We start from the raw sequence: 23881 nt of genomic DNA, 5'->3' as shown, positions 1-23881 counted from the left end.
CCGGGCGGCTCCGGCATGCTGACCTACGCCCTGCGCCGCGTGCTGGGCATGGTTCCCACCCTGCTGCTGATCAGCGCGGTGTGCTTCATCGTGATCAACCTGCAACCCGGCAGCTTTCTGGACCAGTACCTCGAAGATCCGCGCGTGACCAAGGAGACGGTCGCAGCCATCACCAAACAGCTGGGCCTGGATCAGCCTGGCTGGGTGCAGTACCTGACCTGGATCAAGGGCATCGTGCTGCACGGTGACTTCGGCTTCTCCTTCGCGAACGGGCGGCCGGTCAGTTCCCTGATCTGGGAACGGCTCGGCTGGACCGTCTTCCTGGCGCTGCTGACCCTGATCGTGAGCTGGGTCATCGCCATTCCGCTGGGCATCTACACCGCGATCAACCGCTACGGCCCGGCGGCGACCGTGGCGAACTTCTTCGGATACGTGAGCCTGGCCACCCCGGACTTCCTGGTGGCGCTGCTGCTGATCGCGCTGGTGCTGCACTTCGGCGGCACGAACGTGGGCGGGCTGTTCAGTCCGAGGTTCATCGACGCCCCGTGGAGCGGCGCCCGGGTGCTCGATCTGCTGAATCACCTGTGGATTCCCATGATTGCCATCGGCCTGGAAGGGGTGGCCGGCCTGATGCGGCAGATGCGCGCCTCGACGCTGGACGTGATCAACCAGGATTACGTCCGCACGGCCCGCTCGAAGGGCCTGGACGAACGCACGGTGCTGTGGCGTCACGCGGTGCGCAACGCCATCAATCCGCTGATCAGCCTCGCCGGACTGAGCCTGCCGAGCCTGATCTCGGGGACGATCATCGCCTCGATCGTCCTGAACCTGCCGACCATCGGGCCGTTTCTGTACGACTCGCTGTTGAACAAGGATCAATACGTGGCCATGACGCTGCTGCTGTTCAGCGCCGCCCTGCTGCTGCTGGGGAACCTGCTCGCGGATCTGGCGCTGGCATGGTCGGATCCGCGCGTGAGGTTCGAGTGACGGCCGCCGTCTCCCCTGCGGCCCAGACCGGCGAGGTGCGCCAGACGCCGCTCTCGATGGCCCTGCGCCGCTTCCGGCGCAACAAGGTGGGGGTGCTGAGCTTCTGGGTGCTGATCGTCATGTACGTCGTGGCGATCTTCTCGGGCTTCCTCTCGCCGTATTCGATCACCGCGCAGCACGAGGACAATCCCTACCAGCGTCCCCAGGCCGTTCACGTGGTGCATCAGGGCAAGCTGATGCGGCCCTTCGTGTACGGTTTCAAGAAGTCCCGCGATCCCGTGACCTTCAAGAGCACCTTCGCGCCCGACATGTCTACGCCCATTCCGATCCTGTTCTTCGTGCGGGGCGAGGATCCGGCCGAGTACGGGTACAGCCTGCTGGGCGTCTTCCACAGCCAGTGGCACCTGTTCGGCGTGAAGGGCGGCTCGTACTTCCCGCTCGGCACCGACAAGTTCGGCCGTGACCTGCTGTCGCGCATGCTGGTGGGCGCACAGGTCAGCCTGACGGTCGGGGTGATCGGCGTGCTGATCTCCTTTGTCATCGGCATCGTGCTGGGCGGCGTCAGCGGCTACTTCGGCGGCTGGGTGGACAACCTGATCCAGCGGCTGGTCGAGATCCTGCTGTCGTTTCCCCGCCTGCCGATCCTGCTGGCGCTGTCCACCATCATTCCGGCCCGCTGGCCCTCCACGTGGGTGTACCTGGGCATCGTGGCGGTGCTCTCCCTGATCGGCTGGGCCGGGCTGGCCCGCGTGGTGCGCGGGCAGGTGATCTCCGCGCGCAACGTGGACTACGTGCAGGCGGCGCGTGGCCTGGGGGCCAGCGACCTGCGCGTGATTCTGCGGCACATCATGCCGAACCTGAGCAGCTTCCTGATCGTCACGGCCACCCTGGCCCTGCCGGGCTACATCCTGGGCGAGAGCGCCCTGAGTTTCCTGGGCCTGGGCATCAAGGAACCCATGACCAGCTGGGGCCTGCTGCTCAAGGACGCCCAGAGTTTCGAGACGCTCAGCCTGTACCCCTGGCTGCTGCTGCCCGGCATCCTGATCGTGATCTCGGTGCTCGCCTTCAACTTCATGGGCGACGCCCTGCGCGACGCGGCCGACACGCAAAGCCGCTGAGCACGATCTGGGAGCGGACTGGTACCATACCGGCACCAGTCCGCGCTCCGTTGTCCCGACCAGGCGTCGGGCCGACGTCCATGGGTATGCAACCCGGTGCATAGTCCTGCAGATCATCTCGGGCCGCTGCTTGAACCTCCGATCCCGCCTGGACACGCTTTGCGCGCGATATGGACTGGACATGAATTGGGCGTTGACTTTCTCTTTATTCACGCCCTAGCATGCGCCCAATCCGCGGTTAATCGTCTCCTGAGAGGGTCTGAACCGCTTCCTGTACCGCCCCGGCAGGCGGCGCTGGGAGGCCCACCCCGCCCTGGAGGTTTCTGATGCCTGATGTGACTGCCCCCCCCCTTGACGCAAACGCCTTCGCCGAGACCTATACGCCGCTGAGTGCGCACGAGGCGACGGTGGAGGCCAACCGCTGCCTGTACTGCTTCGACGCGCCGTGTCTGCAGGCGTGTCCCACGCACATCGACATCCCGACCTTCATCCGCAAGATCGGCACCGGGAACCTGCGCGGCAGCGCCCGCACCATCCTGGAGGCGAATTTTCTCGGCGGCACCTGCGCCCGCGTGTGCCCCGTACAGGAACTCTGCGAGGGCGCGTGCGTGCTGAACAGCGAGGAGAAACCCATCGCCATCGGCCGCCTGCAACGCTACGCAGTCGATCACGTGCAGGAGCGCGGCGTGCAGCTGTTCCAGCCCGGCCCCGCGACGGGTCACCGGGTCGCCGTGGTCGGCAGCGGCCCGGCGGGCCTGAGCGCGGCTGCAGAACTCGCGAAACTCGGGCACGCGGTCACGCTGCTGGAAAAACGCGAGCTGGGCGGGGGGCTCTCCACCTACGGGATCATCGTGCTGCGCGAACCCGTCGAGGTCTCGCTGCGCGAGGTGGAGGCCGTCCGGGCGCTCGGGGTGGACGTGCAGACCGACCGGGATCTGAGGACACGGGCGGATCTGGACGCCCTGCTGGCCGAGCACGACGCCGTGTTCCTGGCGGTCGGCCTGGGCGCCGTGCCCGCCATGGGCATGCCCGGCGAGGAGCAGGTGGTAGACGGCCTGCAGTTCATCGAGGACAGCAAGGTAAACCCGCAGGCGCTGCACGTCGGCCAGCGGGTCGCGGTGATCGGTGCCGGCAACACGGCCATCGACGCGGCCACCATCGCCCGCCGCCACGGTGCGGACGTGACCATGGTCTACCGCCGCACCGAGTCCGAGATGACCGCGTACCGCCACGAGTACGAGTTCGCGCTGCACGAGGGCATCGCCTACCAGTTCCTGACGCAGCCCGTGCGCGTGGTCACCGAGGGGAAGCAGGTCACGGGCCTGGAGTGCGTGAAGATGATCCTCGGCACGCCCGACGCCTCCGGCCGCCCCAGCCCGAGACCATTGCCCGGCAGCGAGTTCGTGATTCCCTGCGATCAGGTGATCAAGGCCATCGGGCAGGAGAAGCCTGCGCTGGCGGTCGAACTCGGCCTGAGTCTCGACAAGGGCTACATCGCAGTCAACGACGCCATGCAGACCAGCGCGCCGCGCGTGTACGCCGGGGGCGACTGCGTGCGCGCACGTGGCACGGCCAGCACCGTCATGGCCGTGCAGGACGGCAAGTACGCCGCCGCCGCCATTCACCAGCACCTCTCGGCATCCAAGGAGGCCGCACATGGCTGACCTGAGCATCAATTTCGCGGGCATCCGTGCCCCCAACCCGTTCTGGCTGGCGTCCGCACCGCCCACCAACAGCGGCGCACAGATCCACCGGGCCTTCGAGCACGGCTGGGGCGGGGCCGTGTGGAAGACCATCGGCGCGCCCGTCCTAAACATCAGCAACCGCTACGGCGGCCTGAGCATCGCCGGCCAGCGCCTGCTCGCCATCAACAACGTCGAACTCATCTCGGACCGACCGCTGGACGTGAACCTACGCGAGATTGCCGAGGTCAAGCGGATGTGGCCAGACCGGGCGGTGATCGTCTCCGCCATGGTGGACGCCGATCCGCAGGCGTGGAAGGACATCGTCGCGATGATCGAGGACACCGGCGCGGACGGCATTGAGCTCAACTACGGCTGCCCGCAGGGCATGAGTGAGCGTGGCATGGGCGCGGCGGTGGGCCAGGTGCCGGAGATGTGCCAGCTGAACACGCACTGGGTGACGAGCATCACGCGGCTGCCGGTGATCGTAAAGCTCACCCCGAACATCACGCACATCGTCGACCCCGCGCACGCCGCGCTCGCGGGCGGGGCGAACGCCCTGAGCCTCATCAACACCATCAACTCGGTCATGAAGATCGACCTGGACACGCTGCGGATCACCCCGAACATCGGTGGGCGCGGCACACACGGCGGGTACGCCGGTCCGGCCGTGAAGCCCATCGCGCTGAACATGCTCGCTGAACTGATGAGCGACGCGCAGGTGCGGGCCAGCGGCGTTCCCATCAGCGGAATGGGCGGGATCGTCACGTGGCGCGACGCGGCGGAATTCCTGCTGCTCGGCGCGACCTCGCTGCAGGTCTGCACGGCCGCCATGCACTACGGCTACCGCATTGTCGAGGACATGATCGACGGCCTGAGCAACTGGATGGACGAGAAAGGCTTCGCCACCATCTATGACGTCGCCGGAAAGGCCCTGCCGCAGACCAGTACCTTCGGGGAGCTCGACCTCGCGTACCAGGCGGTCGCGCGGATCGACCCGGACAAGTGCATCAACTGCAACCTGTGTTATGTCGCGTGCAACGACACCGCCCACCAGTGCATCGATCTGGTAGCCGGGGACGGCGTGCGGGTCGAGCCGGGATACGACATCCGCGCGAATGGTAAACACGTGGCCGACACGCGCCCCCAGCCGGTCGTGCGCGAAAGTGATTGCGTGGGGTGCGCCCTGTGTGCGAACGTCTGTCCGGTGGACGGCTGCATTGAGATGGTCAGCGTGCCCAGTGGTCGTGAGAGCATCACCTGGGATCAGCTGACCGCGCAGCGCCCGGAGATCGCCACGAGCTGGGACGCCATGATGGCCTACCGCAAGGAAGTGGGCATCGACATCCACTGACGTGAATCGCAGGGTCCGCGGCAGCCAGGACGTCCACGAGGGGGAACGCATGAACATCAACCGCAAGAACTCACTGGTGGCCTTCGCCCTGATCGGCTCTTTTGTCGTGGGCAGCGTGATCGGGCCGACCGTCGCCCGCGCGCAGGGCACCCCCAGCGCCACCAAGTTCCCGCCCAGCAAATTCGCGTGCGTGACGACCGTGACGAGCACGAACATCGCCATCGAGTCCTGCCGCAACGCGCAGATGGCCTGCGCCATCGCCTACGACAACACCCCAAACGCCCGCCCCGTCCAGTTGCAATGCAAGTGAGCCCAGCACCCTGACGTGCCCCCATTCCCACAGACTCCGGAGAGGACATGACCCTGCTCATCAAGAACGGCGAGATCGTTACCGCAGACAGACGGTACATGGCAGACATCCTGGTGGAGGGCGAGACCATCGCGCAGATCGGCGAGAACCTCAGTGCGCCGGACGGCACGGAGGTCATCGACGCGGGTGGGAAACTGGTGTTCCCGGGGTTCATCGATCCGCATGTACACGTGCATCTGCCGTTCATGGGCACCTTCGCCAAGGACACCCACGCGACAGCGAGTCAGGCGGCACTGATCGGCGGGACGACGACCTTCATCGAGATGCTCGCGCCCGGCGGCACTGAAGACCTGATGGACGCGTGGCACCTGTGGTCGGGCATGGCCGAGGGAAATAGCGCCTGTGATTACACCTTCCACATCGGCGTGACCGCGTGGAACGCCGCAACCGAGGGGTACCTGCGGGAACTCGTGGCGGGCGGCATGACGTCGTTCAAGGTGTTCCTGGCGTACAAGGGCGCGTTCGGGATCGAGGACGCGGCGCTGTTCCGCACGCTGAACCTGGCCAAGGAACTCGGCGTGGTGGTCACGGCGCACTGCGAGAATGCCGAACTGGTGGCGCAGCTCCAGGCAAAACTGCTGGCCGAGGGCAAGACCGGCCCGGAGTGGCATGAACCCAGCCGCCCGGAGCAGGTGGAGGCCGATGGCACCGCGCACTTCGCGACGTTCCTGGAGATGACGGGCGCGGAGGGGTATGTGGTGCACCTGTCGAACGCGAAGGCGCTGAAGGCCGCGCTGGAGGCCAAGGCGCGCGGCGTGAACCTGCACATCGAGTCGGTGATTCCGCACTTTATGCTCGACAAGTCCTATGCCGAGCGGCCCGGCGTGGAGGGCGCCAAGCACGTCATGAGCCCGCCACTGCGCGACAAGTCGAACCAGAAGGTGCTGTGGTCGGCCCTGGAGAAGGGCGAGATCGACACCGTGGCGACCGACCACTGCCCGTTTGACGTGGCGCAGAAGCACATGGGCGACGCGGACTTCACGAAGATCCCAAACGGCATTCCTGCCATCGAGGACCGCGTGAACCTGCTGTACACCTACGGCGTGAGCCGCGGCAACCTGTCGATCCACCGCTTCGTGGACGCGGCCAGCACGCGCGCCGCGAAGATCTTCGGCCTGTATCCGAAAAAAGGTGAGATCGCCGTGGGCTCGGACGCCGATCTGGTCATCTACGATCCGGCGTACCGGGGCCAGATCAGCGCGGCGACCAGTCATGTGAACAACGACTACAGCGGGTTCGAAGGCATGGACATCGACGGGCGGCCCAGCGTGGTGACGGTGCGCGGCCAGGTGGCCGTGCGGGACGGCGGGTTCGTGGGCGAGCCGGGTCGCGGGCGACTGCTGCGGCGCACGCCTCAGGGGAGCGGCGCTTGAGCGCACCGTCCACCCCCGCCACCTCGACCGAAGCCGCCGCCGTCTCCCTGCGGAACCTGAACATGGTGTTCCGGGGCACGGGGGGCGACACGGTGGCGCTCAAGGACGCCACGCTGGACATCCGGCCCGGCGAATTCGTGTCCCTGATCGGCCCGAGCGGCTGCGGAAAGACCACGCTGCTGCGCCTGATGGCGGATCTGGGGACACCCACCAGTGGCGACCTGCTGATCGGCGGGAAGACCCCCGCGCAGGCGCGGCTGGCCCGCGAGTACGGCTACGTGTTCCAGGCGCCGGCCCTGATGGAGTGGCGCACGGTCTTGCAGAACGTGATGCTGCCTCTGGACGTGATGAACCGGCCAAAGGCGTCGCGCGAGACGCGGGCGCGCGAGATGCTCGACCTGGTCGGCCTGACTGGCTTCGAGGGCCGCTACCCGTGGCAACTGTCGGGCGGGATGCAGCAGCGCGTGTCGATTGCCCGCGCGCTGGCGTTCGACCCGAACCTGCTGCTGATGGACGAACCCTTCGGCGCGCTGGACGAGATCACCCGTGAGAAGCTGAACGGCGAACTGCTGCGCCTGTGGCAGGAGACGCGCAAGACGGTGGTCTTCGTCACGCACGGCATCACCGAGGCGGTGTTCCTGAGCACGCGGGTGGTCGTGATGACCGCCCGGCCCGGCAAGATCGAGGGCGTGGTAGACATCGACCTGCCGCACCCGCGCACGCAGGAAACGCGTGAATCGCCGCGCTTCTTCGAGCTGGCCACGCGGGTGCGCGAGCTGCTGCGCAAGGGACACGGATTCGATGTCGAGGAGTGAGCCGTGACGGCCGCACGCGCGCCCCGATCCACCGGGAACCTGGTTCCGATGCTGGTCGTCGCGGTGGTCGTGCTGGCGCTGTACTGGCCGCTGATGTTGTGGACGAACGTGGGCCAGGCGCAGCGCACGCTGGACAGCGGCGCGGAACTGGACTGCAAGACCGCGATCGCGTGTGCCACGCAGCTCCGCAATCCCGTGCTGCCGGCTCCCGCGCAGCTCGGTGCGAGCTTCCGCACCATGAGCACCCCGCCGATGGCCCCGACGAGCGTGCCGTACAACACCCTGGTCACCGCGGGGGAGACCCTGGTCGGCCTGGGGATCGCCACCGTCCTGGGCGTAATCCTGGCCGTCGGACTGGTCGCCAGCCGGGCCTTCGAGCGGGTCACGCTGCCGTGGCTGATCGCGTCCCAGACGGTACCGGTGGTGGCCCTGGCCCCCATGCTGGCGGTGGTCCTCGGGCAGTACGGCGTGCAGGGCTGGCTGCCCAAGGCGCTGATCGCCGCATACATCGCCTTTTTCCCGGTGGCGGTGGGCGTCTCGGCCGGCCTGCGCTCGCCTGATCCCATGCAGGAAGACCTGATGCGCACCTACCGCGCGTCGGGCGCCCAGGTGTTCTGGAAGCTCCGCTTGCCGGCCAGTCTGCCGTTCCTGTTCACGTCACTGAAGGTCGCGGCCACGGCCGCCCTGATCGGCTCGATCGTCGCGGAGATCAGCACCATCAGTTATTCGGGCCTGGGCAAGATGCTCGCCGAGAACTCCCGCGCGTCGGACACGCTGGCGCTGTGGGTGATCATGCTGTACGGCGCGGCCCTGGGGATCGCGCTGGTGGGCCTGCTGGGCCTGATCGAGAGGTGGGTGACGCCGTGGCGAGCCGGGCAGTCGCGGTGACGGCCCGGCGGGGCGCGGGCCGGGTCACGCTCGCGTGGGCGCTGCTGGCCCTGGGCTTCGTGCTGCTGCTGGCAGCGGCGTGGGTGGTCTGGCCGTACCCGCTGGATGGCGTCCCACCGGGTCACAAGACGCTCAGCATCCTGCTGACGGTGCTGGGCGCCCTGAGCGGCGGGGTTGGCCTGGGCGGCGTCGCCTCGCGTACCGCCGGACTCATCCCAGCGCTGATCGCCGCCCTGCTGGCCCTGATCGGCGTGGAGGCGCTGCTGCGGGCCTTCGGCGTGCCGCCAGGCCTGATTCCCACGCCCACGCGGGTCGTGCAGGCGCTGTGGTCGGCCAGCAGCGTGCTGCTGCAGGACGCCCGCGTGACCTTCGTGCAAGAAACCCTGGTCGGCTACGCGGCGGGCGCCGTGCTGGGCATCCTGGTCGCGCTGGCCGCCGTGCGCTTTCCCTTCCTGGAACGTGGGGCGCTGCCGTACGCGGGCCTGTTCTCCAGCATCCCCATCGTGGCGCTGGCGCCCGTGATCGTGAAGGCCTTCGGGCTGGAGTGGACGAGCAAGGCGATCATCGTGGCGATCACAGTGTTCTTCCCGGTGGTGGTGAACGTCGTCCGCGGCCTCCAGAGCGCCAACCCTCTGCTCCTGGACCTGATGCGCACCTACGCCGTAACGCCTGCCCAGACCTTCGCGCTGGTGCGCGTGCCCAGTGCGCTTCCCTTTCTCTTCAACGCCCTGAAGGTCGCCTCGACCCTCGCCATGATCGGCGCCATCGTGGGCGAATTCTTCGGCACGACCGGGCGCGGCCTGGGCTTCCGCATCCAGATCGAGGCCGGGAGATTCAACCTCGACATCGTCTGGGCGGCCATCGTGGTCGCCTCCGTGCTGGGCATCGCGTTCTACGCCGTCATCCAGTGGATCGAACACCGCTTCACGGGCTGGCACGCCAGCCGCCGCTCCACCCGCTAACCTGACCCTGTCCGTTCCCCGGAGGTTCCAATGAAGAAAGCCATTCTGTTCGCTCTCGCCGCCGCCACCCTCGGTTCCGCGCACGCCGCGAACGTCCCCGTCAAGGTGCAGCTCAAGTGGTTCCCGCAGGCGCAGTTCGCGGGCTTCTTCGTCGCGCAGGCCAAGGGCTTCTACAAGGCCGAGGGCCTCGACGTGACCCTGCTGCCCATCGGTGACCAGTCGCCCATCCAGACGGTGGCGACAGGCACCGCCGACTTCGGCACCACCTGGATCACGGATCTGCTCACCGCGCGCCAGCAGGGTCTGCCGGTCGTGCATATCGCGCAGCTGTTCCAGAAGAGCGGCTACACGCTGGTCAGCCTCAAGACCAAGGACATCACCAAGCCCGCAGACCTGATGGGCAAGAAGATCGGAGTGTGGCCCAGCGGCAACGAGTACCCGGCCGTGGCGCTGCTGAAGAAGAACAACATGACCAGCAGCCTGGACTCGACAGTGGCGAATCCCAGCGTGCAGGCCGTGACGTATCCCTTCGATCCCAGCCTGGTCTTCCCGGACAAGGTCGACGCCGTGTCGGCCATGACGTACAACGAGGTCGACCAGATCGTGGGCCTGGGCTATCCCCTCGACAAGCTGAACATCATGAGCGCCGCCGACAACGGCGTGAACCTGCTCGAAGACCTGATGTTCACCACGCAGAAGGTGCTGGATACCAAGAACTTCAAGGGCAGCGGCATGACCGGGCAGGACGTCGCCGCGAAACTCGTGCGCGCCACCATCAAGGGCTGGAACTACGCCGTCGCCAACCAGAAGGAAGCCGTGCAGATCGTCCTGGTCAACTGTGGCAACACCTGTAAGGGCTCGGGCACCCGCGCCAGCGCCGCCGGACACCAGACCTGGCAGATGGCCGAGATCGCCAAGCTGTACCGGGCCGGCCCGACCATGAAAGGCATGGCCGGGTACCTCGACCCCGCCACGTACCAGGCGAACGTGAAGCTGCTGATGGATCTGGGCATCCTCAAGAGTGCGCCCAGCGCCGGGGCCGTGAACTACAGCGTGTGGGAGATGGCGACGGGCAAGAAAGCGAAATGACCTGAACGCGCCCACCTCAGGGCGTATCACAGCGGGCAGGAGCCACCGGATCACCGGGCTCCTGCCCGCGTCCACGTTGCGGGCGGCGTAGGGTAGAACGATGCACGCCACATCCGAGCGCGATCCGGTTCTTTTCCCGCCCTGTCTGACGGGCGCCCACGCATGACCGGCTGGCCCGTCCAGGAGGGCGTGTTCGAGCTGGGCGACCTGAGTGTGGAAGGCGGCGGCGTCATCCGGAACGCCCGTCTGGGCTGGCAGACGCACGGCACCCTGAACGCCGCGCGGGACAACGTGATCGTGTACCCGACCAGCTACACCGCCACGCACGAGGGCCAGAACTGGGCGATCGGCCCGGACGGCATTCTCGATCCGACACGCTGGTTTATCGTCATTCCCGACATGTTCTCGAATGGCGTGTCCTCAGGCGCGGCAGACACGCCGGACTACCCGGCGCCGGTCACGGTGGCCGACAACGTGCGGGCCCAGGAGCGGTTGCTGCGCGAGGTCTGGGGCATCAAGCGCGTGGCCGCCGCGTACGGGTTCTCGATGGGCGCCATGCAGGCGTACCACTGGGCCGCGCTGTTCCCGGAGCGGGTGGAGCGCGCGATCGTGGTCTGCGGCAGCGCCCGCACCGCGCCGCACAACAAGGTGTTTCTATCGGGGCTGCTGCGGACGCTGGAGGCCGCGCCGGAGCACCTGGGGAACGGACGGTTCAGCGGCGTGCCGCACGCGGCCCTGAAGGCCTTCGGTCACATCTACGCCGGGTGGGGCCTCAGCCAGGACTTCTACCGCGCAGACCTGTACCGCACGGCCCTCGGGGCACCGGATCTGGAAACGTACCTCCGAACCGACTGGGAAGCAGGCTTCGCCCGCTGCGACGCCGCGAACCTGTACGCCCAGGCGCTGACGTGGTACCACGGCGACCTCAGCGGGGGCGGTGATCTCGCCGCGGCGCTGTCGGCCATCCAGGCCCGCGTGCTGCTGCTGCCCGGAGACACCGACCTGTACTTCCGTGTCGCAGATAACGCGGCGGAGCTGGAGTGCCTGCGTCACGGTGAACTGCGGCCCATTCCCTCGATCTGGGGCCACCGGGCGGGCGCCCCCGCCGGGATTCCGGACGACCTGGCCTTCCAGACGGCCGCCGTACGCGCGTGGCTGGAGAGCTGAAGGAGCCAGCACATCACAGCTGGACCTCCGGAGCATGCGGGCACCCCGACGCCGCCCAGCCCTGGAGGAATCGTGCGTCACGGCATCGCCCCGAGCTGTCAGGCTCATTCTGTGCTGGATGAGGCGAGTCGTTAAACGTGAACGGCGCCCTTCGAGCACACGGTGGCTGCAGGGTGGTGGGAACAGAGGGCCACTTGACCAAGCCCACAGAGGCCTTTACTCAGCTGCGGATGGTTCTCAGCGACCACTGCACCGCGTCCACCCCGTTGATTTCTCAGGACAGCTCACGCTGGGAACCGTCTCAGCGTTCGCCGCGCAGATCCGTAACGCGCCGGAGTTTGCCGCCTTCGCTGCGCGGCAGGCTGCCGGGGTCGCACAGTTCGCAGCGGACGGTGACGCCCACGATCACCTTGATCTGCCGTTCGATCTCGTGGCGCAGGACGGCCGACGCCTCGGCGGCCTCGACGCGCAGGGTGAGCTCGTCCAGCAGGCCGCTGCGGCTGAGGACGACGTGGTAGTGCGGACTGACCTGACCGAGGCCGACCAGCACCGCTTCGAGCTGCGTGGGGTAGACGTTCACGCCGCGCAGGATGATCAGGTCGTCGCTGCGGCCCTGGATGGCGTCCATGCGGCGCATGGTGCGACCGGTGGTGTTGTCCTCCGGCAGCAGGCGGGTGATGTCGCCGGTCCAGTACCGCAGGATCGGCATGGCGCGGCGGCTCATGGAGGTCAGGATCAGCACGCCGAGTTCGCCGTCCGGGAGCACCTCGCCGGTCTCGGGGTGCACGATTTCCGGGTAGAAGTGATCCTCCCACAGGTAACTGCCGCGCTGCTCGGTGACGTCCTCGTTGCTCACGCCGGGACCAATCAGTTCCGAGAGGCCGTAGATGTTCGTGGCCCTCACGCCGAGCGCGGCCTGCACCTCCGCGCGGGTTTTCTCCGCCCACGGTTCGGCCCCCAGCACCGCGGACTTCAGGCTGATGTCGTCCGGCCCCAGGCCGCGCCGCGCGAGCGCCTCGCCGAGCACCAGCGCGTAGCTGGGCGTGCAGGCGATCACCTCGGGTTGCAGGTCCTCGATGAGCTGCACCTGCCGCTCGGTGCCGCCGCCGGACACTGGCACCGTGCACAGGCCCAGACGGGCCGCGCCGCCGTGCGTCCCCAGCCCGCCGGTGAACAGGCCATACCCGTAGGCGTTATGAAAGACCATGCCGGGCCGCGCGCCCGCCGCGTACAGCGAGCGGGCGACGACCTCCTCGAAGATCCCCAGGTCGTGCTCGTCGTAGGCGACCACGGTGGGTTTGCCGCTCGTGCCGGAACTCGCGTGGATGCGGCGGAGTTCCGTGCGCGGCACGCACGACAGTCCCAGCGGGTAGTGGTCGCGCAGGTCCGCCTTGCGCGTGAAGGGAAAGCGTGACAGGTCAGCCAGCGACGTCAGGTCGCCGGGCGTGACGCCAGCGGCGCGGAACTTCTCGCGGTAGGCCGGTACATGCTCGTGCTGGCGTTCGAGCATGGCCTGGAGTTGCCGCAGTTGCAGGGTGCGCAGCGCGGGAATCGGCATGGCTTCACGGTCGGGCTGGAACACGGGCATCCTCCGGCGCACTGGGATGGTGGGGCGTGCCGACAGTGTACCGAACGGGCGTTAGGTGCGCGGACGCAGGCCTATACTCCGGGTATGTCCCCTGCCCACCGGGAAGGCCGCCGGGCCCGCGCCAGTGCGAACTGCATCGCGCGCGCCCTGCACGGCTGGTGGTGCGCGTGCCTGGGTCGGCCGCTGCCCGCCTGACGGTCGGCCCCACTGCCAAGTGCCCCGGCCCGCCGCGCTGTGGCGGGCCCTCTCCCCTGTTCCGGAGCGACCATGACCCTGAAAGACCTGCCCGCGACCGCCATTCCCACCGACCTGCTGGAGCTCGATACGCGCGACCCGCTGGCCCACAAGAAGGCCGAATTCCTGCTGCCGCCCGGCGTCATCTATCTGGACGGGAACTCGCTGGGGCCGCTGTACCGCCGCGTTCCAGAGCGCCTCGCGCACGTCATGGAGCAGGAATGGGGCCAGCACCTGATCCGCTCGTGGACGGCCGGCGAGGATCACGGCGAGGACTGGATGCACCTGCCGGACCGTGTGGCCGCCAAACTCGCGCGGCTCGTCGGGGCCCGGCCGCAGGAGATCGCGGTGGGCGACTCCACGACCGTGAACCTCTTCAAGGCGCTGGCCGCCGCGCTCAAGCTGGCACCGGCCGGGCGGCGGGTGATCCTCACGGACGCCGACAACTTCCCGACCGACCTGTATGTGGCCCAGGGCCTGAGCGCGCTGCTGGGTGGCGGGTATGAGCTCCGGCGCGTTCCGAACACCGAGCTCGCCGCGCACCTGACGGACGAGGTGGCCGTCACGCTGCTGACCGAGGTGGACTACCGCACGGGCCGCAGACTCGACCTCGCCGGCCTGACGGCCCAGGCGCACGCCGCCGGGGCCCTGACCATCTGGGATCTGGCGCACTCGGCTGGCGCGTTCCCGGTCGATCTGAACGGTGCGGACGTGGATTTCGCAGTGGGCTGCGGGTACAAGTTCCTGAACGGTGGCCCTGGCGCCCCCGCCTTCCTGTTCGTCGCGGCGCAGCATCTGGAGTCGGCCCCCGTGGCGATCAGCGGCTGGATGGGCCACGCGGACGTGTTCGAGATGGCCCGCGGGTACGTGCCCGCGCCCGGCGCGCGGCGCTTCGTGGCCGGAACCCCGCAGGTGCTGGGCTTGAGCGCCCTGGACAGCGCCCTGGACGTCTTCACGGACGTGGATATGCAGGACGTGCGGGCCAAATCCCTGTCGTTGACCAGCACGTTCATGGCCCTGATGGAACCGCTGGCCACCCGGCACCCGCTGGAACTCGTGACTCCCACTGAGCCCGCAGACCGGGGCAGTCAGGTGAGCTACCGGCACCCCCGCGCGCGGGAGGTGATGGCCCAGCTCGTCGCGCGCGGCCTGATCGGGGATTACCGCACGCCGGACATCCTGCGCTTCGGGATCACGCCGCTGTACCACTCGCACGCCGACATGTGGCGGGCCGTGCAGGGCATCGGGGCCGTGCTGGATGAAGGCAGCGCATGACCTCCCCGGATGCCGACAGCGCCGCGCGGGCGCACATGGACTTCACGCGGTCGCTGAGCTACGGCGATTACCTGCAGCTCGACACCCTGAGGGCCGCGCACCGGCCGGTGACGGCCGCGCACGACGAGCACCTGTTCATCACCGTGCATCACGTGTCCGAACTGTGGCTGGATCTGATCGTCCGCGAGCTGACGCTGGCCATGACCCAGCTCGCGGCGGGCATCACGGACGCCCCCCTCAAGGGCCTGACCCGCGTGGTGCGTGCCCAGGAGCAGCTCACGCAGGCGTGGGAAGTCCTGAAGACCATGACGCCCGCCGATTACCTGCAGTTCCGGGACGCCTTCGGTCAGGCGTCCGGCTTCCAGTCGGCGGCATACCGGCGGGTCGAGATCCTGCTCGGCAACCGCAGCACGACCCTGCTCGGCCCCTTCGAGCATCAGCCGGACGTGCACGCCGCCCTGCTGGCCGCGCTACACGCACCCAGCGTGTACGACCTGACGCTGCGGCTGCTGGCCGCGCGGGGCCTGGCCCTTCCCCCGGCCGTGCTGAACCGCGACCCGACGCTTCCACCCACCTCGCACGCGGATGTGCTGGCGGCGTGGCTGACCGTGTACCGCGACCCCGTGACCTACTGGGATCTGTACGAACTGGCCGAGAAGCTGCTGGATGTGGAGGACAACTTCCGCCGCTGGCGCTTCAACCACCTCACCACCGTGCAGCGCACCATCGGCATGAAGGGCGGTTCGGGCGGCACCAGCGGCAGCGGGTACCTCCAGCGCGCCCTGGGTGTCGTGCTCTTCCCGGAACTGTGGGACGTGCGAACCGCGCTGTAAGGCTCAGCCCGTCACAGGAACAGTGCCTGGAGCGTTCCGTCCGGTTCCAGACCGAGTTCGTCCCGCAGGCGACGCCGGTAGATCTGATAGCGCCGCTGGGCGCTGCCGCGCCGTCCATTCGTGACCATGCGCGTCAACAGGTCGGTCATGGCACCCTCGTGCAGGGCGTCCACGGTCAGGATCCAGTCGAGCCAGTCCTCGGCGTCCATGCCGCTCAGGGTCCGGGCGTGCAGCAGGGCGCCGTCGGTCACCTGCCGGTGCAGCTCCTCGCGGGCGCGGATCACCGGCTCCAGGGTCACCTCGGGCAGCAGGGGGCGGTAGTGCGCCCGCACCTGCGCCCAGTGACCACCCGTGAGGGCCGCCTGCAGGTCCCACAGGTCACACTCGGTTCGGCTCAGCCCGGCTTCCGTCAGGAACACGGGCACGCCCCAGGGCTCAACCACCCGGCGCAGGGCATTGAGATTGACGTGCAGGTTGTTGCGGCTCCTGGCCGGATCGGCCTCGGGCCAGATGAGTTCGGCCGCGGCCGCGCGCGAGTGGTTCAGGGCCAGCAGGATCAGCAGGATCAGCAGGTCGCGGGGCCGCGCCTGCAGGCCCACCGACTCCCCCAGCACCTGGACGCCGAATCCACCCAGTACCGTGAGGTGCAGAGGCGGAATGTCCGGGAGCCGCAGGCGGGTGGCCTCGCGCCAGCCACCCGCCAGGACGGCGGCCAGCGGGTAGGGGCGGGTCAGCTCCGGCCGGTTCCGGGGCAGATCGGCCAGTGGAACCAGGGCGGGCAACACCCGTTCCGCCGCCGTGGTCAGGCCAAGGAGTGCGTCCAGGTCGTCCGGATCGTGGGTCAGGCGATAGCGGGCGGCGTGGGCCGTGATCCTGAGTTCACGTCGCGGGTGGTGCAGCGCCGGCTTCAGGCCGTCCAGGGCCGCGTGGGCTTCGCCAAGGGCGGCACGCGTCAGTGCCATCTCCACGGCGATCAGGGGATCGCGATCCGGCCTTTCCAGGCGGGTCAGGGACTCGTCCAGCCGGCCCAGTGACCGCAGGGTTCGTCCCCACAGGGCCACCACCCGGCCGAGCGTTTCCTCGGCCTGGACGGCGCCCTGCATGGCCCAGGCACGCGCCTCCGCGTCCAGGGCCGGGAAGGCGGCGACGTCACCCCGCAGGGCCGCGGCTTCGGCCCGCCCCCGCAGCGCCTCCAGGGGATGATGCGCCGCAAGGCCACCCAGTTCGTCCAGGGCGGCCCCGGCTGCCGCCGGGTCGAGCAGCTGGCCGAGCGTGCCCAGCGTGCCGAGGTTCACGGCGCGGTTGAAGCCGAGCAGGTCCGGCGAGGCCAGGGAGCGCCGCAGCTGATCCAGGTAGCCGGTGAGGTCACCATGGACCTCCCAGCGCACCTGGGCGAGGTTCATGCGGTTGGGACTGACCGGCGTCCCGGCGGAGATGTCCGTGGCGAGGGTCAGCAGGCGCTCCGCCTCGGCCCAGCGGCCGGCGTTCATGTGACGGACGGCCGCGTTGCCCCAGAAGCACGCCTGGGTGGGCGGCGGCGCGTCCGACAGCCAGGGTTCGGCCTCGGCGATCAGCTGGTCGGCCCGGTCTGCGCTGGGCTCCGGAAGTTCCGAGATGGCCCAGCCAAGGGCGCGGACACGCTGGGCCGGACTGGCGTCCGGGTGCCGTGCCACCTCCAGGCAGGCGCGGGTGGCACGGTCGGTCTGCCCCATCACCGACCACGCCCAGGCCAGGTTCAGCCAGCGGCCCGGCCCACCGGCTCCCTGTCCATGGACGGCGCAGGCCTCGTGCCAGCGGAGTACGCCGGGCGCGTCCAGATCCGCGAACCACTCGTCGTCCAGTAGGCGCGCAAGTTCCGACCACAGGCTCGCGTTCGCGCAGGCCAGGGCGCGGGTGACGGCGGGCAGTTCGGGCAGGCGCCGGCGCACGGCCTCGTCCCGCAGCGCCGGGAAGGCCCGGCCCAGGTCCTCGCCGGCCAGGGGGTGCAGGCGGTACCCGCCCTCCAGCTGCTGAACGAAGCCCAGCCGGGCCAGGCGTTCGGCGCGGGAATCGGCCGCGGCCGCAGGCAGAACCGACAGCGCACTGAGCACCAGCAGCTCATGCCAGTCGGACGGACGGAGGCTATCCCGCAGGCCCGCCCACAGTCCCGGCCCGAAGGGGGCGCCGCCGGTCAGCGATGACAGGTGGAGCGGCAGGGGCCAGCCCCCGGAGCGCGCCCATGCCACCTGGGCGTCCCCGGCCGTGTGAAAGAACGCTTCCGCCTCGGCCAGGGTGAACGCCAGATCCTGCGGCCCGAGGTGAACGAGCCGGCCCACGGCCCTCAGGCGCACCAGTTCGGGTTCGGGCAGGGCGCGCCGGCTGGCCAGCGCGATCACGCCCGGCAGGTGCCGCAGCAGCGGGCCCAGGGTCTCGTTGCCCTCCAGGTCTTCAAGCACGATGGCCGTACGGGAAGTCCGCAGGGCGCTGAGAATCACGGGCCAGGGCGCGTCGTCCGGCAGGTTCAGCGCGAGGGCCAGGCCGCTGCGGGCGTCGGTGCCCGAGAGGGAGACCCACAGGGTGGAACGCCCCAGGGTGTCCAGGTGTGCCGCCCACTGACTGAGCAGCACGCTCTTGCCATAGCCGTACGGCGCTTCGAGCCACGCCACGTACCCGGCTTCGTCCGGCAGGTACCGCAGCAGACGCTCCATGTCGAGCAGGAACTCAGCGAGTTGGGGACGGGTCTCGAGCACAGGGGGCAGACCTCAGGACGCGCGGATCACGACCGGCCAGGACAGCAGTGCAGACCACCGGACGCGGAGGAACGAAGGAAAGAGGTGACGCCGCCAGCAGGTCTGCGCCAAGAGTAGCGGCCAACCGCCCCCGACGGAACCCCCGGCAGCCCCACAAAGCAGCCGTCGCGGCCCGCGGGCACAGCAATTAAGTCCGGGCTAAGTGCCGAAACCGACACTGGGGCCATGGACCTGGCGCCCGGCCACCGGGCCCGGTGAAGGTTCACGGAGGACGCTATGAAGAAACTGCTTCTGATCGCCACGGTTCTGCTCTCCGCCTGCAGCTCGTCGCCGTCGGTCATCGTTCCCGTGACGCAGCTCACCGGCGTCTGGAGCGGCCCGCTCACCTTCAAAAACGGCGGCACCTTCACCGTGTACGTCGATTTCGACCAGAACGCGTCCGACGTGATGGTCTTCCAGGAACCCGACGGCTTTATCAGCCAGATTGACGCCACGGCCAGCTACAGTGCCGCGACCCGCGCGGTCACCGTGAACTGGAACGACACGGTCTACTCCTGCGCTTCGGACAGCGCGACCGGCATCGTCCACGCCACGCTGAACGCCGGCGCGACGGTCATCTCGGGCACCTTCGATTACGGCGAGGTTCGGAACGACGGCACCATCACGCTCAAACCGGCTGCCGGGATGCCCACGCCGATCAAGCACTGCGTCATGTGAGTGTCCAGACGGGCACGCGGACGCCATCGTCTGGGAGCGGTCAACCGTTCTGTCGAAGGGGATTCTCTTCCTGATCACGGCACGGTGACCGCTGTGAACGGTCAATCGAATGCGCCTGCAACACGCAATGTGGCCGCCGGAACAACCCGGCAGCCACACGTCATATCCTCGAGCGGCTCCGTGACCTTACGGAACCGTGGTGATGATCTTCTCGACTGCCTTGTCCGCCTGGATCAGCCCCGCGCCACTGTCAGCGTCGTAGCCAGCGGTCTTCATATCCACGCTGCTGGCAGCAAGCGCCTTGTAGATGTCCGCAGGTCGCGACGCGCCGCCGTACTGCGTGACGCCGTCAAGCATGAGGGCCGCGACGCCCGCCGCGTGCGGGGCAGCGGCACTGGTGCCGAAGAAGTTGGGGAATGCGTCACCGTCAATCGGCGTCCCATCACCGAAGGTGACCTGTCCGAAAAAGCTGGTGTTCCCGCCATCTGGCGCCGTGAACCGTGGCTGTTGACGAAGATCCGGTGTGCTGAGCGCCCGTCCATTCAGATCGAAGAGAATCGGAATGCCCCCGGCCGAGGAGAAGCTCTCCAGCAGCGGCGGGGTCTGCCCGAACGCGGGCGTGCGGTAGAAGCGCGCTGCGCCCACGCCTGCGCCACCAGCCGCATTGTGGTGACCGAAACTGGTCGGGGACGCGGTGTCGTACTCGACGTTCGTGCCGTAGTCGAAGTCAATCCATTTCAGGATCTTCGGGGCCGGGCCGCTGCACAGCGTCATCGCCAGATTCACCTGAATGGGCGCCTTGGTGGTATTGAAGTACTGCACGGCCTCCACCGGGTCACCGCCCACGTTGTCGTCGGTGGACACGGGGAACTGCCCGGCCTTGGCATCTGTGGGGAGTAGCTTGCCCTTGCTGTCGAACAGCAGGAGATCCACGTCGCTGGCCGAGCCCCGGCCGGCGCGGGACACCGAGGCGAAGGGCTGATCCCACTGCAGGAAGATCAGCACGTCGTCGCCCGGAGCGATGGTGATGCTCTGCAGGGGATCGACCTTACTGCCGGGGTCGAAGTCATTGAGTTCACAGCCGTTGAAGGTCTGACCGCTGGGCCGGAAGGCCCCCTCGTACGACTGCCGGGCCTGGTTGCCGGCTGAGGAGAAGTAGGACACGCCCTGACGGGCCACCTTGTCGACAGCCTGGGACACCACACCGTCCTGGAAGTACGGCTCGGCGAAGTAGGAGACGTCGTCCACGATCACGTCCGCACCGGCGGCCGCGAGCTTAAGGATGTTGTTCGCGAAGCCGGCCTCTCCGCTGTAGGCGGTGGCGAACGACAGTTTGGCGGCGGGCGCCACGTCATGCACGATCTGGAGCATGCCACGTCCCTCATCGGACGCCCCGGCGCTACAGGAGCGTGAATCGAGCTCCTCGACCACCTGCACGCCACCTGCGGGCAGGTCACCGTTCTTGACGTCATCGGTGGCGGTGGTCAGCGGCTTCTTGGCACAGTTGAAACTGTCCGAGAGTGCGCCCACCGTTACGCCAGCCCCGCTCACTCGGTACTTCTGGCGGGCGATGTCGCTGCGTTCAGCCTGATCACCCTGTGAGACGGTGAGACCCTGGCTGGGCGTCTGGAAGGCCTGCGTGTGCACCTGGTTGGTGGTGGCCACCGCGAGCCGCATGCTGCGCAATTCCGGCAGAGCGGCGGCGGCTGGCAGGGCCGAGACGGGCAGCACACCGGACACCAGGCCCGCGTAGGTGGAGCCCGACGTCATGCCGAGGCCCTGGAGGGTGGCGAGCAGATCCTCGGGCGTCCCGGAGGGCAGGGCATCGACCGTGACGGTGCCATCGCCACTCACAAGGCGGTGACCGCCAGGGCGAACGTCACTTCCACTGGCAGTGGCGGCCGTGCTCTGGGCACCCAGGCCGGCGCTGGCCAGGGCCGTCAGGGCGCTGCTCAGCTTGCTGGTCTTGGCCAGCAGTGGAGCATTGCTGTCGCCGGCAGGCGCCGTGAGCACGGGCGGCGCCTCGACCGGCACCTGCGCTGCTGGCGGCGTTTGTGCGGGAGTCTGGGTACCCTGCACCTGAGGGGTCGTGGAACAGGCGGCCAACAGGGACATGGTGATCAATCCGGTAAACAGACGTCTTCTCACGTGACTCTCCTTGGAGTTCGCTGCCATAGCCATGACCACACGCGCGACACGTCAGTGCAGCGGATTATGCCCAGACGTCCGTGTGGCAAACCGATCAGACGAACTGTTGTGGTGCGCAGCCGAGCATATGAAATTTCACAGCGCACGTCCAATTGTCCCCCTGCACGTCTGAGCTGTCGGGACATACCTGTTTCTCCGTTCCTACGCTGATATCGTTCTGCGCCTGAGGCAGACCAAGCACCCACGGTGTCAGCCGAACACGACGTGCGTCGGCCTCGACCGAGCTGGCACGGCGTTCACGCCCAATGCCCGATCACGCCACGGTGTCTTGAATCTTCCCACGACCTTCGGGTCGGGCGATTCGGAGAGGTGGAGACGGGGCGCATCAGCACCGAGCTGAGCAGACCGATCACACCCTGAATCTGTCGCACATCGGCTCATCCCAGGCACCGCAGGTCATGTTTCCATATCCACATCACAACGCTCCAGTGGTTAACAGCGTTCAGAGTGCCCACCACACAGGGCAGGCGGCCGAACAGTTCATAGTCGTGCGATGCGTCATTCAAGTTGATGGAACATGGCATCGGCTGGGGCACGCCGCTCCTTCTGGCATCTGCCGCGCCCTGCCGCAGGACAGGCACGTGTACGGGCACCGACGCCCACTTCAGAGCTCGTAGGTACATTGTCAGCGTCTCGACTCAAGGTGCTTCGGTCCGCCTTTTGGACGGTAACGAGCAGACTCAGGTGGCCCCGGCAGCGGCCCGTCCTGCCACCCGGCCGCTGTACAGGCAGCCGCCCAGGAAGGTGCCTTCCAGGGCGCGGTAGCCGTGCACGCCGCCCCCCCCGAACCCCGCGACCTCGCCGGCAGCGTACAGGCCGGGGATGGGCTGTCCGCCTTCACCGAGGACACGCGACTGGAGGTCCGTTTCCAGGCCACCCAGGGTTTTGCGGGTCAGGATATTGAGCTTCACGGCAATCAGGGGGCCGTCGCCGGGGTGAAGCAGCGGCGCGGGCCGGGCAATCCGAACCAGCCGCTCACTGAGATAGGCCCGGGCACCCCGGATGGCCGCCACCTGCGGATCCTTGCTGAACGGGTGCGTGATCTGCAGGTCACGGTCGCGCACCTCACGCCGCACGATCTCCGGGTCGAGGGCGTGGTCACCGGCTCCGGCGTCCATGCGGCGCAGCAGGTCGTCCAGGGTGGACGCCACGAAGAAGTCGGCCCCCCGATCCATGAAGGCCTGCACGGGCGGCGCCACGCGCTTCCCGACCCGTCCGGCCACGGCACGCAGGTTGCGCAGGGTCAGGTCCGGGTTCTGCTCGCTGCCCGACAGCGTGAATTCTTTCTTGATGATTGCGCGGTTGAGCAGGAACCAGGTGTGCGGGTACCGGTGCGTGCCGATGTGCGTCAGGGTGCTCAATGTGTCGAAGCCGGGATAGTTCGGTGCGGGCAGCCGGCGTCCGGTCGGATCCAGCCACAGGCTGCTGGGGCCGGGCAGGATGCGGATGCCGTGCCCCGGCCAGATGGGATGCCAGTTGCGCACGCCTTCGGTGTAGTGCCACATGCGGTCGGCATTGATCAGCCGTGCGCCCTGGGTATGCACAGCCTGCTGGAGTTCGCCGTCCACGTGCTTCGGCACGCCCGCCACCATGAACTCCGGGGCGGGTCCGAGCCGCGCGGTGGGCCAGTTCTGCCGCACCAGCTTGTGGTTGCCCCCGATCCCGCCAGACGTGACGATCACGGCCCCGGCCTCGACGCTGAACTCTCCGATGGCGGCGCGAGAGCTGGATTCCCCCCGGTCGAGTTTCGACGGTTCGAGCACCTCGCCGTGCACGCCCGTGACCGTGCCACCCGTGAAGGTCAGTCCCAGGACGCGGTGCCGGTAGTGCAGGGTGATGCGCCCCGCCCCGGCGTGGGCGAGGACGCGCGCCTCGAAGGGCTCGATCAGGCCAGGGCCGGTGCCCCAGGTGATGTGGAACCGCGGCACCGAGTTGCCGGGGCCGGCGGCGCCCTGTCCGCCCCGTTCGGCCCAGCCGACCATGGGGAACCAGCGGACGCCCAGGCCGTGCAGCCAGGCGCGTTTCTCACCCGCCGCGAAATCCAGGTACGCCTGCGCCCACTGCCGGGGCCAGTGATCCTCGACCCGGTCGAAGCCGGCCGTGGCCTCCCAGTCCCGGCCCGCCAGCTCGCGGCTGTCGCGGATGCCGAGGCGGCGCTGCTCGGGCGAATCCACGAAGAACAGCCCGCCGAACGACCAGAACGCCTGCCCGCCCAGGTTCTGCTCACCCTCCTGATCCAGCAGCAGCACGCGCTTGCCGGCGTCGGCCGCCTCCGCGGCAGCGACCAGCCCGGCCAGTCCAGCTCCCACCACGATGATGTCGGCGTCCACGTGCGTTCCCTCCAGATCCGTCCAACGTCAGACCACATTGTGCCGCATGCAACGGCCGGCCCGTCTGTGCGCGATCGATCCCGGCGGTCGGTCAGGAAGTGGAGCCCTCTCCGGATCGGCGCCGTGGTTCCAGCCTCACGCTTCCCGGCACCGGACGGCGCA

The 23881-nt window shown here is 68.3% G+C and carries 18 protein-coding genes; 14 read left to right on the top strand and 4 right to left on the bottom strand.

Features of this window, described 5'->3' with window-relative positions; all coding sequences use genetic code 11:
- Positions 1–15 precede the first annotated feature (15 nt).
- The 11 genes from E7T09_RS09325 to E7T09_RS09275 all read left to right on the top strand — a co-directional run bounded on the left by E7T09_RS09325 (position 16) and on the right by E7T09_RS09275 (position 11805).
- Positions 16–987, top strand: coding sequence for an ABC transporter permease (locus E7T09_RS09325; RefSeq protein ID WP_136388889.1), 972 nt, complete (start codon positions 16–18; stop codon positions 985–987).
- Entirely contained in the window at positions 984–2105 is a 1122-nt protein-coding gene (locus E7T09_RS09320; RefSeq protein ID WP_205746970.1) for an ABC transporter permease, read from the top strand. Before E7T09_RS09325 ends, E7T09_RS09320 begins: the two co-directional genes overlap by 4 nt.
- Positions 2106–2431: 326 nt before the next feature.
- Complete coding sequence (locus E7T09_RS09315) at positions 2432–3769, top strand: NAD(P)-dependent oxidoreductase (protein WP_136388887.1); 1338 nt, start codon at positions 2432–2434, stop codon at positions 3767–3769.
- On the top strand, positions 3762–5141 hold the full coding sequence (preA, locus tag E7T09_RS09310) for an NAD-dependent dihydropyrimidine dehydrogenase subunit PreA (RefSeq protein ID WP_136388886.1): 1380 nt from the start codon (positions 3762–3764) through the stop codon (positions 5139–5141). The genes E7T09_RS09315 and preA overlap by 8 nt, the downstream gene beginning before the upstream one ends.
- 49 nt (positions 5142–5190) lie before the next feature.
- Positions 5191–5451, top strand: a complete 261-nt coding sequence (locus E7T09_RS09305) for a hypothetical protein (protein WP_136388885.1) — start codon at positions 5191–5193, stop codon at positions 5449–5451.
- Between the two features lie 47 nt (positions 5452–5498).
- A complete protein-coding gene (gene hydA / locus E7T09_RS09300) occupies positions 5499–6884 on the top strand; it encodes a dihydropyrimidinase (protein ID WP_136388884.1) in 1386 nt (461 codons plus the stop codon).
- Positions 6881–7699, top strand: a complete 819-nt coding sequence (locus E7T09_RS09295; RefSeq protein WP_240741709.1) for an ABC transporter ATP-binding protein — start codon at positions 6881–6883, stop codon at positions 7697–7699. Before hydA ends, E7T09_RS09295 begins: the two co-directional genes overlap by 4 nt.
- Positions 7700–7702: 3 nt before the next feature.
- Positions 7703–8587: an ABC transporter permease gene (locus tag E7T09_RS09290; protein ID WP_240741708.1), complete on the top strand. Its 885-nt coding sequence runs from the start codon at positions 7703–7705 to the stop codon at positions 8585–8587.
- Positions 8563–9549, top strand: a complete 987-nt coding sequence (locus E7T09_RS09285) for an ABC transporter permease (protein ID WP_240741707.1) — start codon at positions 8563–8565, stop codon at positions 9547–9549. Before E7T09_RS09290 ends, E7T09_RS09285 begins: the two co-directional genes overlap by 25 nt.
- A 30-nt stretch (positions 9550–9579) precedes the next feature.
- The gene (locus tag E7T09_RS09280) at positions 9580–10638 is read left to right on the top strand and encodes an ABC transporter substrate-binding protein (RefSeq protein WP_136388883.1); all 1059 of its coding nucleotides are present in this window, start codon (positions 9580–9582) and stop codon (positions 10636–10638) included.
- Positions 10639–10800: 162 nt separating this feature from the next.
- On the top strand, positions 10801–11805 hold the full coding sequence (locus E7T09_RS09275) for an alpha/beta fold hydrolase (protein WP_136388882.1): 1005 nt from the start codon (positions 10801–10803) through the stop codon (positions 11803–11805).
- A 301-nt stretch (positions 11806–12106) separates the two neighbouring features.
- Here the strand turns inward: E7T09_RS09275 and E7T09_RS09270 are convergent, their stop codons facing one another.
- Complete coding sequence (locus E7T09_RS09270; protein ID WP_136388881.1) at positions 12107–13387, bottom strand: AMP-binding protein; 1281 nt, start codon at positions 13385–13387, stop codon at positions 12107–12109.
- A 273-nt stretch (positions 13388–13660) separates the two neighbouring features.
- On the opposite strand from E7T09_RS09270, the gene kynU reads away from it, so the two are divergent.
- Together kynU and E7T09_RS09260 are read left to right on the top strand one after the other, a co-directional pair.
- Complete coding sequence (gene kynU / locus E7T09_RS09265; protein ID WP_136388880.1) at positions 13661–14902, top strand: kynureninase; 1242 nt, start codon at positions 13661–13663, stop codon at positions 14900–14902.
- Positions 14899–15735 carry a tryptophan 2,3-dioxygenase gene (locus tag E7T09_RS09260; RefSeq protein ID WP_136388879.1) on the top strand — a complete coding sequence of 279 codons (837 nt, stop codon included), beginning with the start codon at positions 14899–14901 and terminating at the stop codon, positions 15733–15735. Before kynU ends, E7T09_RS09260 begins: the two co-directional genes overlap by 4 nt.
- 11 nt (positions 15736–15746) lie before the next feature.
- Here E7T09_RS09260 and E7T09_RS09255 read toward each other — a convergent pair whose 3' ends face one another.
- Positions 15747–18464, bottom strand: coding sequence for a BTAD domain-containing putative transcriptional regulator (locus tag E7T09_RS09255; protein ID WP_136388878.1), 2718 nt, complete (start codon positions 18462–18464; stop codon positions 15747–15749).
- Positions 18465–18740: 276 nt separating this feature from the next.
- Here E7T09_RS09255 and E7T09_RS09250 point away from each other — a divergent pair, with 276 nt between their 5' ends.
- Positions 18741–19181: a hypothetical protein gene (locus E7T09_RS09250; protein WP_136388877.1), complete on the top strand. Its 441-nt coding sequence runs from the start codon at positions 18741–18743 to the stop codon at positions 19179–19181.
- A gap of 186 nt (positions 19182–19367) precedes the next feature.
- Here E7T09_RS09250 and E7T09_RS09245 read toward each other — a convergent pair whose 3' ends face one another.
- A complete protein-coding gene (locus E7T09_RS09245) occupies positions 19368–21329 on the bottom strand; it encodes a S8 family serine peptidase (protein ID WP_168734779.1) in 1962 nt (653 codons plus the stop codon).
- Positions 21330–22069: 740 nt separating this feature from the next.
- The gene (locus E7T09_RS09240; RefSeq protein WP_168734778.1) at positions 22070–23719 is read right to left on the bottom strand and encodes an FAD-binding dehydrogenase; all 1650 of its coding nucleotides are present in this window, start codon (positions 23717–23719) and stop codon (positions 22070–22072) included.
- Positions 23720–23881: the final 162 nt, after the last annotated feature.

This window comes from Deinococcus sp. KSM4-11 (assembly GCF_004801415.1).
Lineage (GTDB): Bacteria > Deinococcota > Deinococci > Deinococcales > Deinococcaceae > Deinococcus.
The sequence above is the reverse complement of the archived record's forward strand: the minus strand, read 5'-3'. Positions and strand labels throughout refer to the sequence as shown.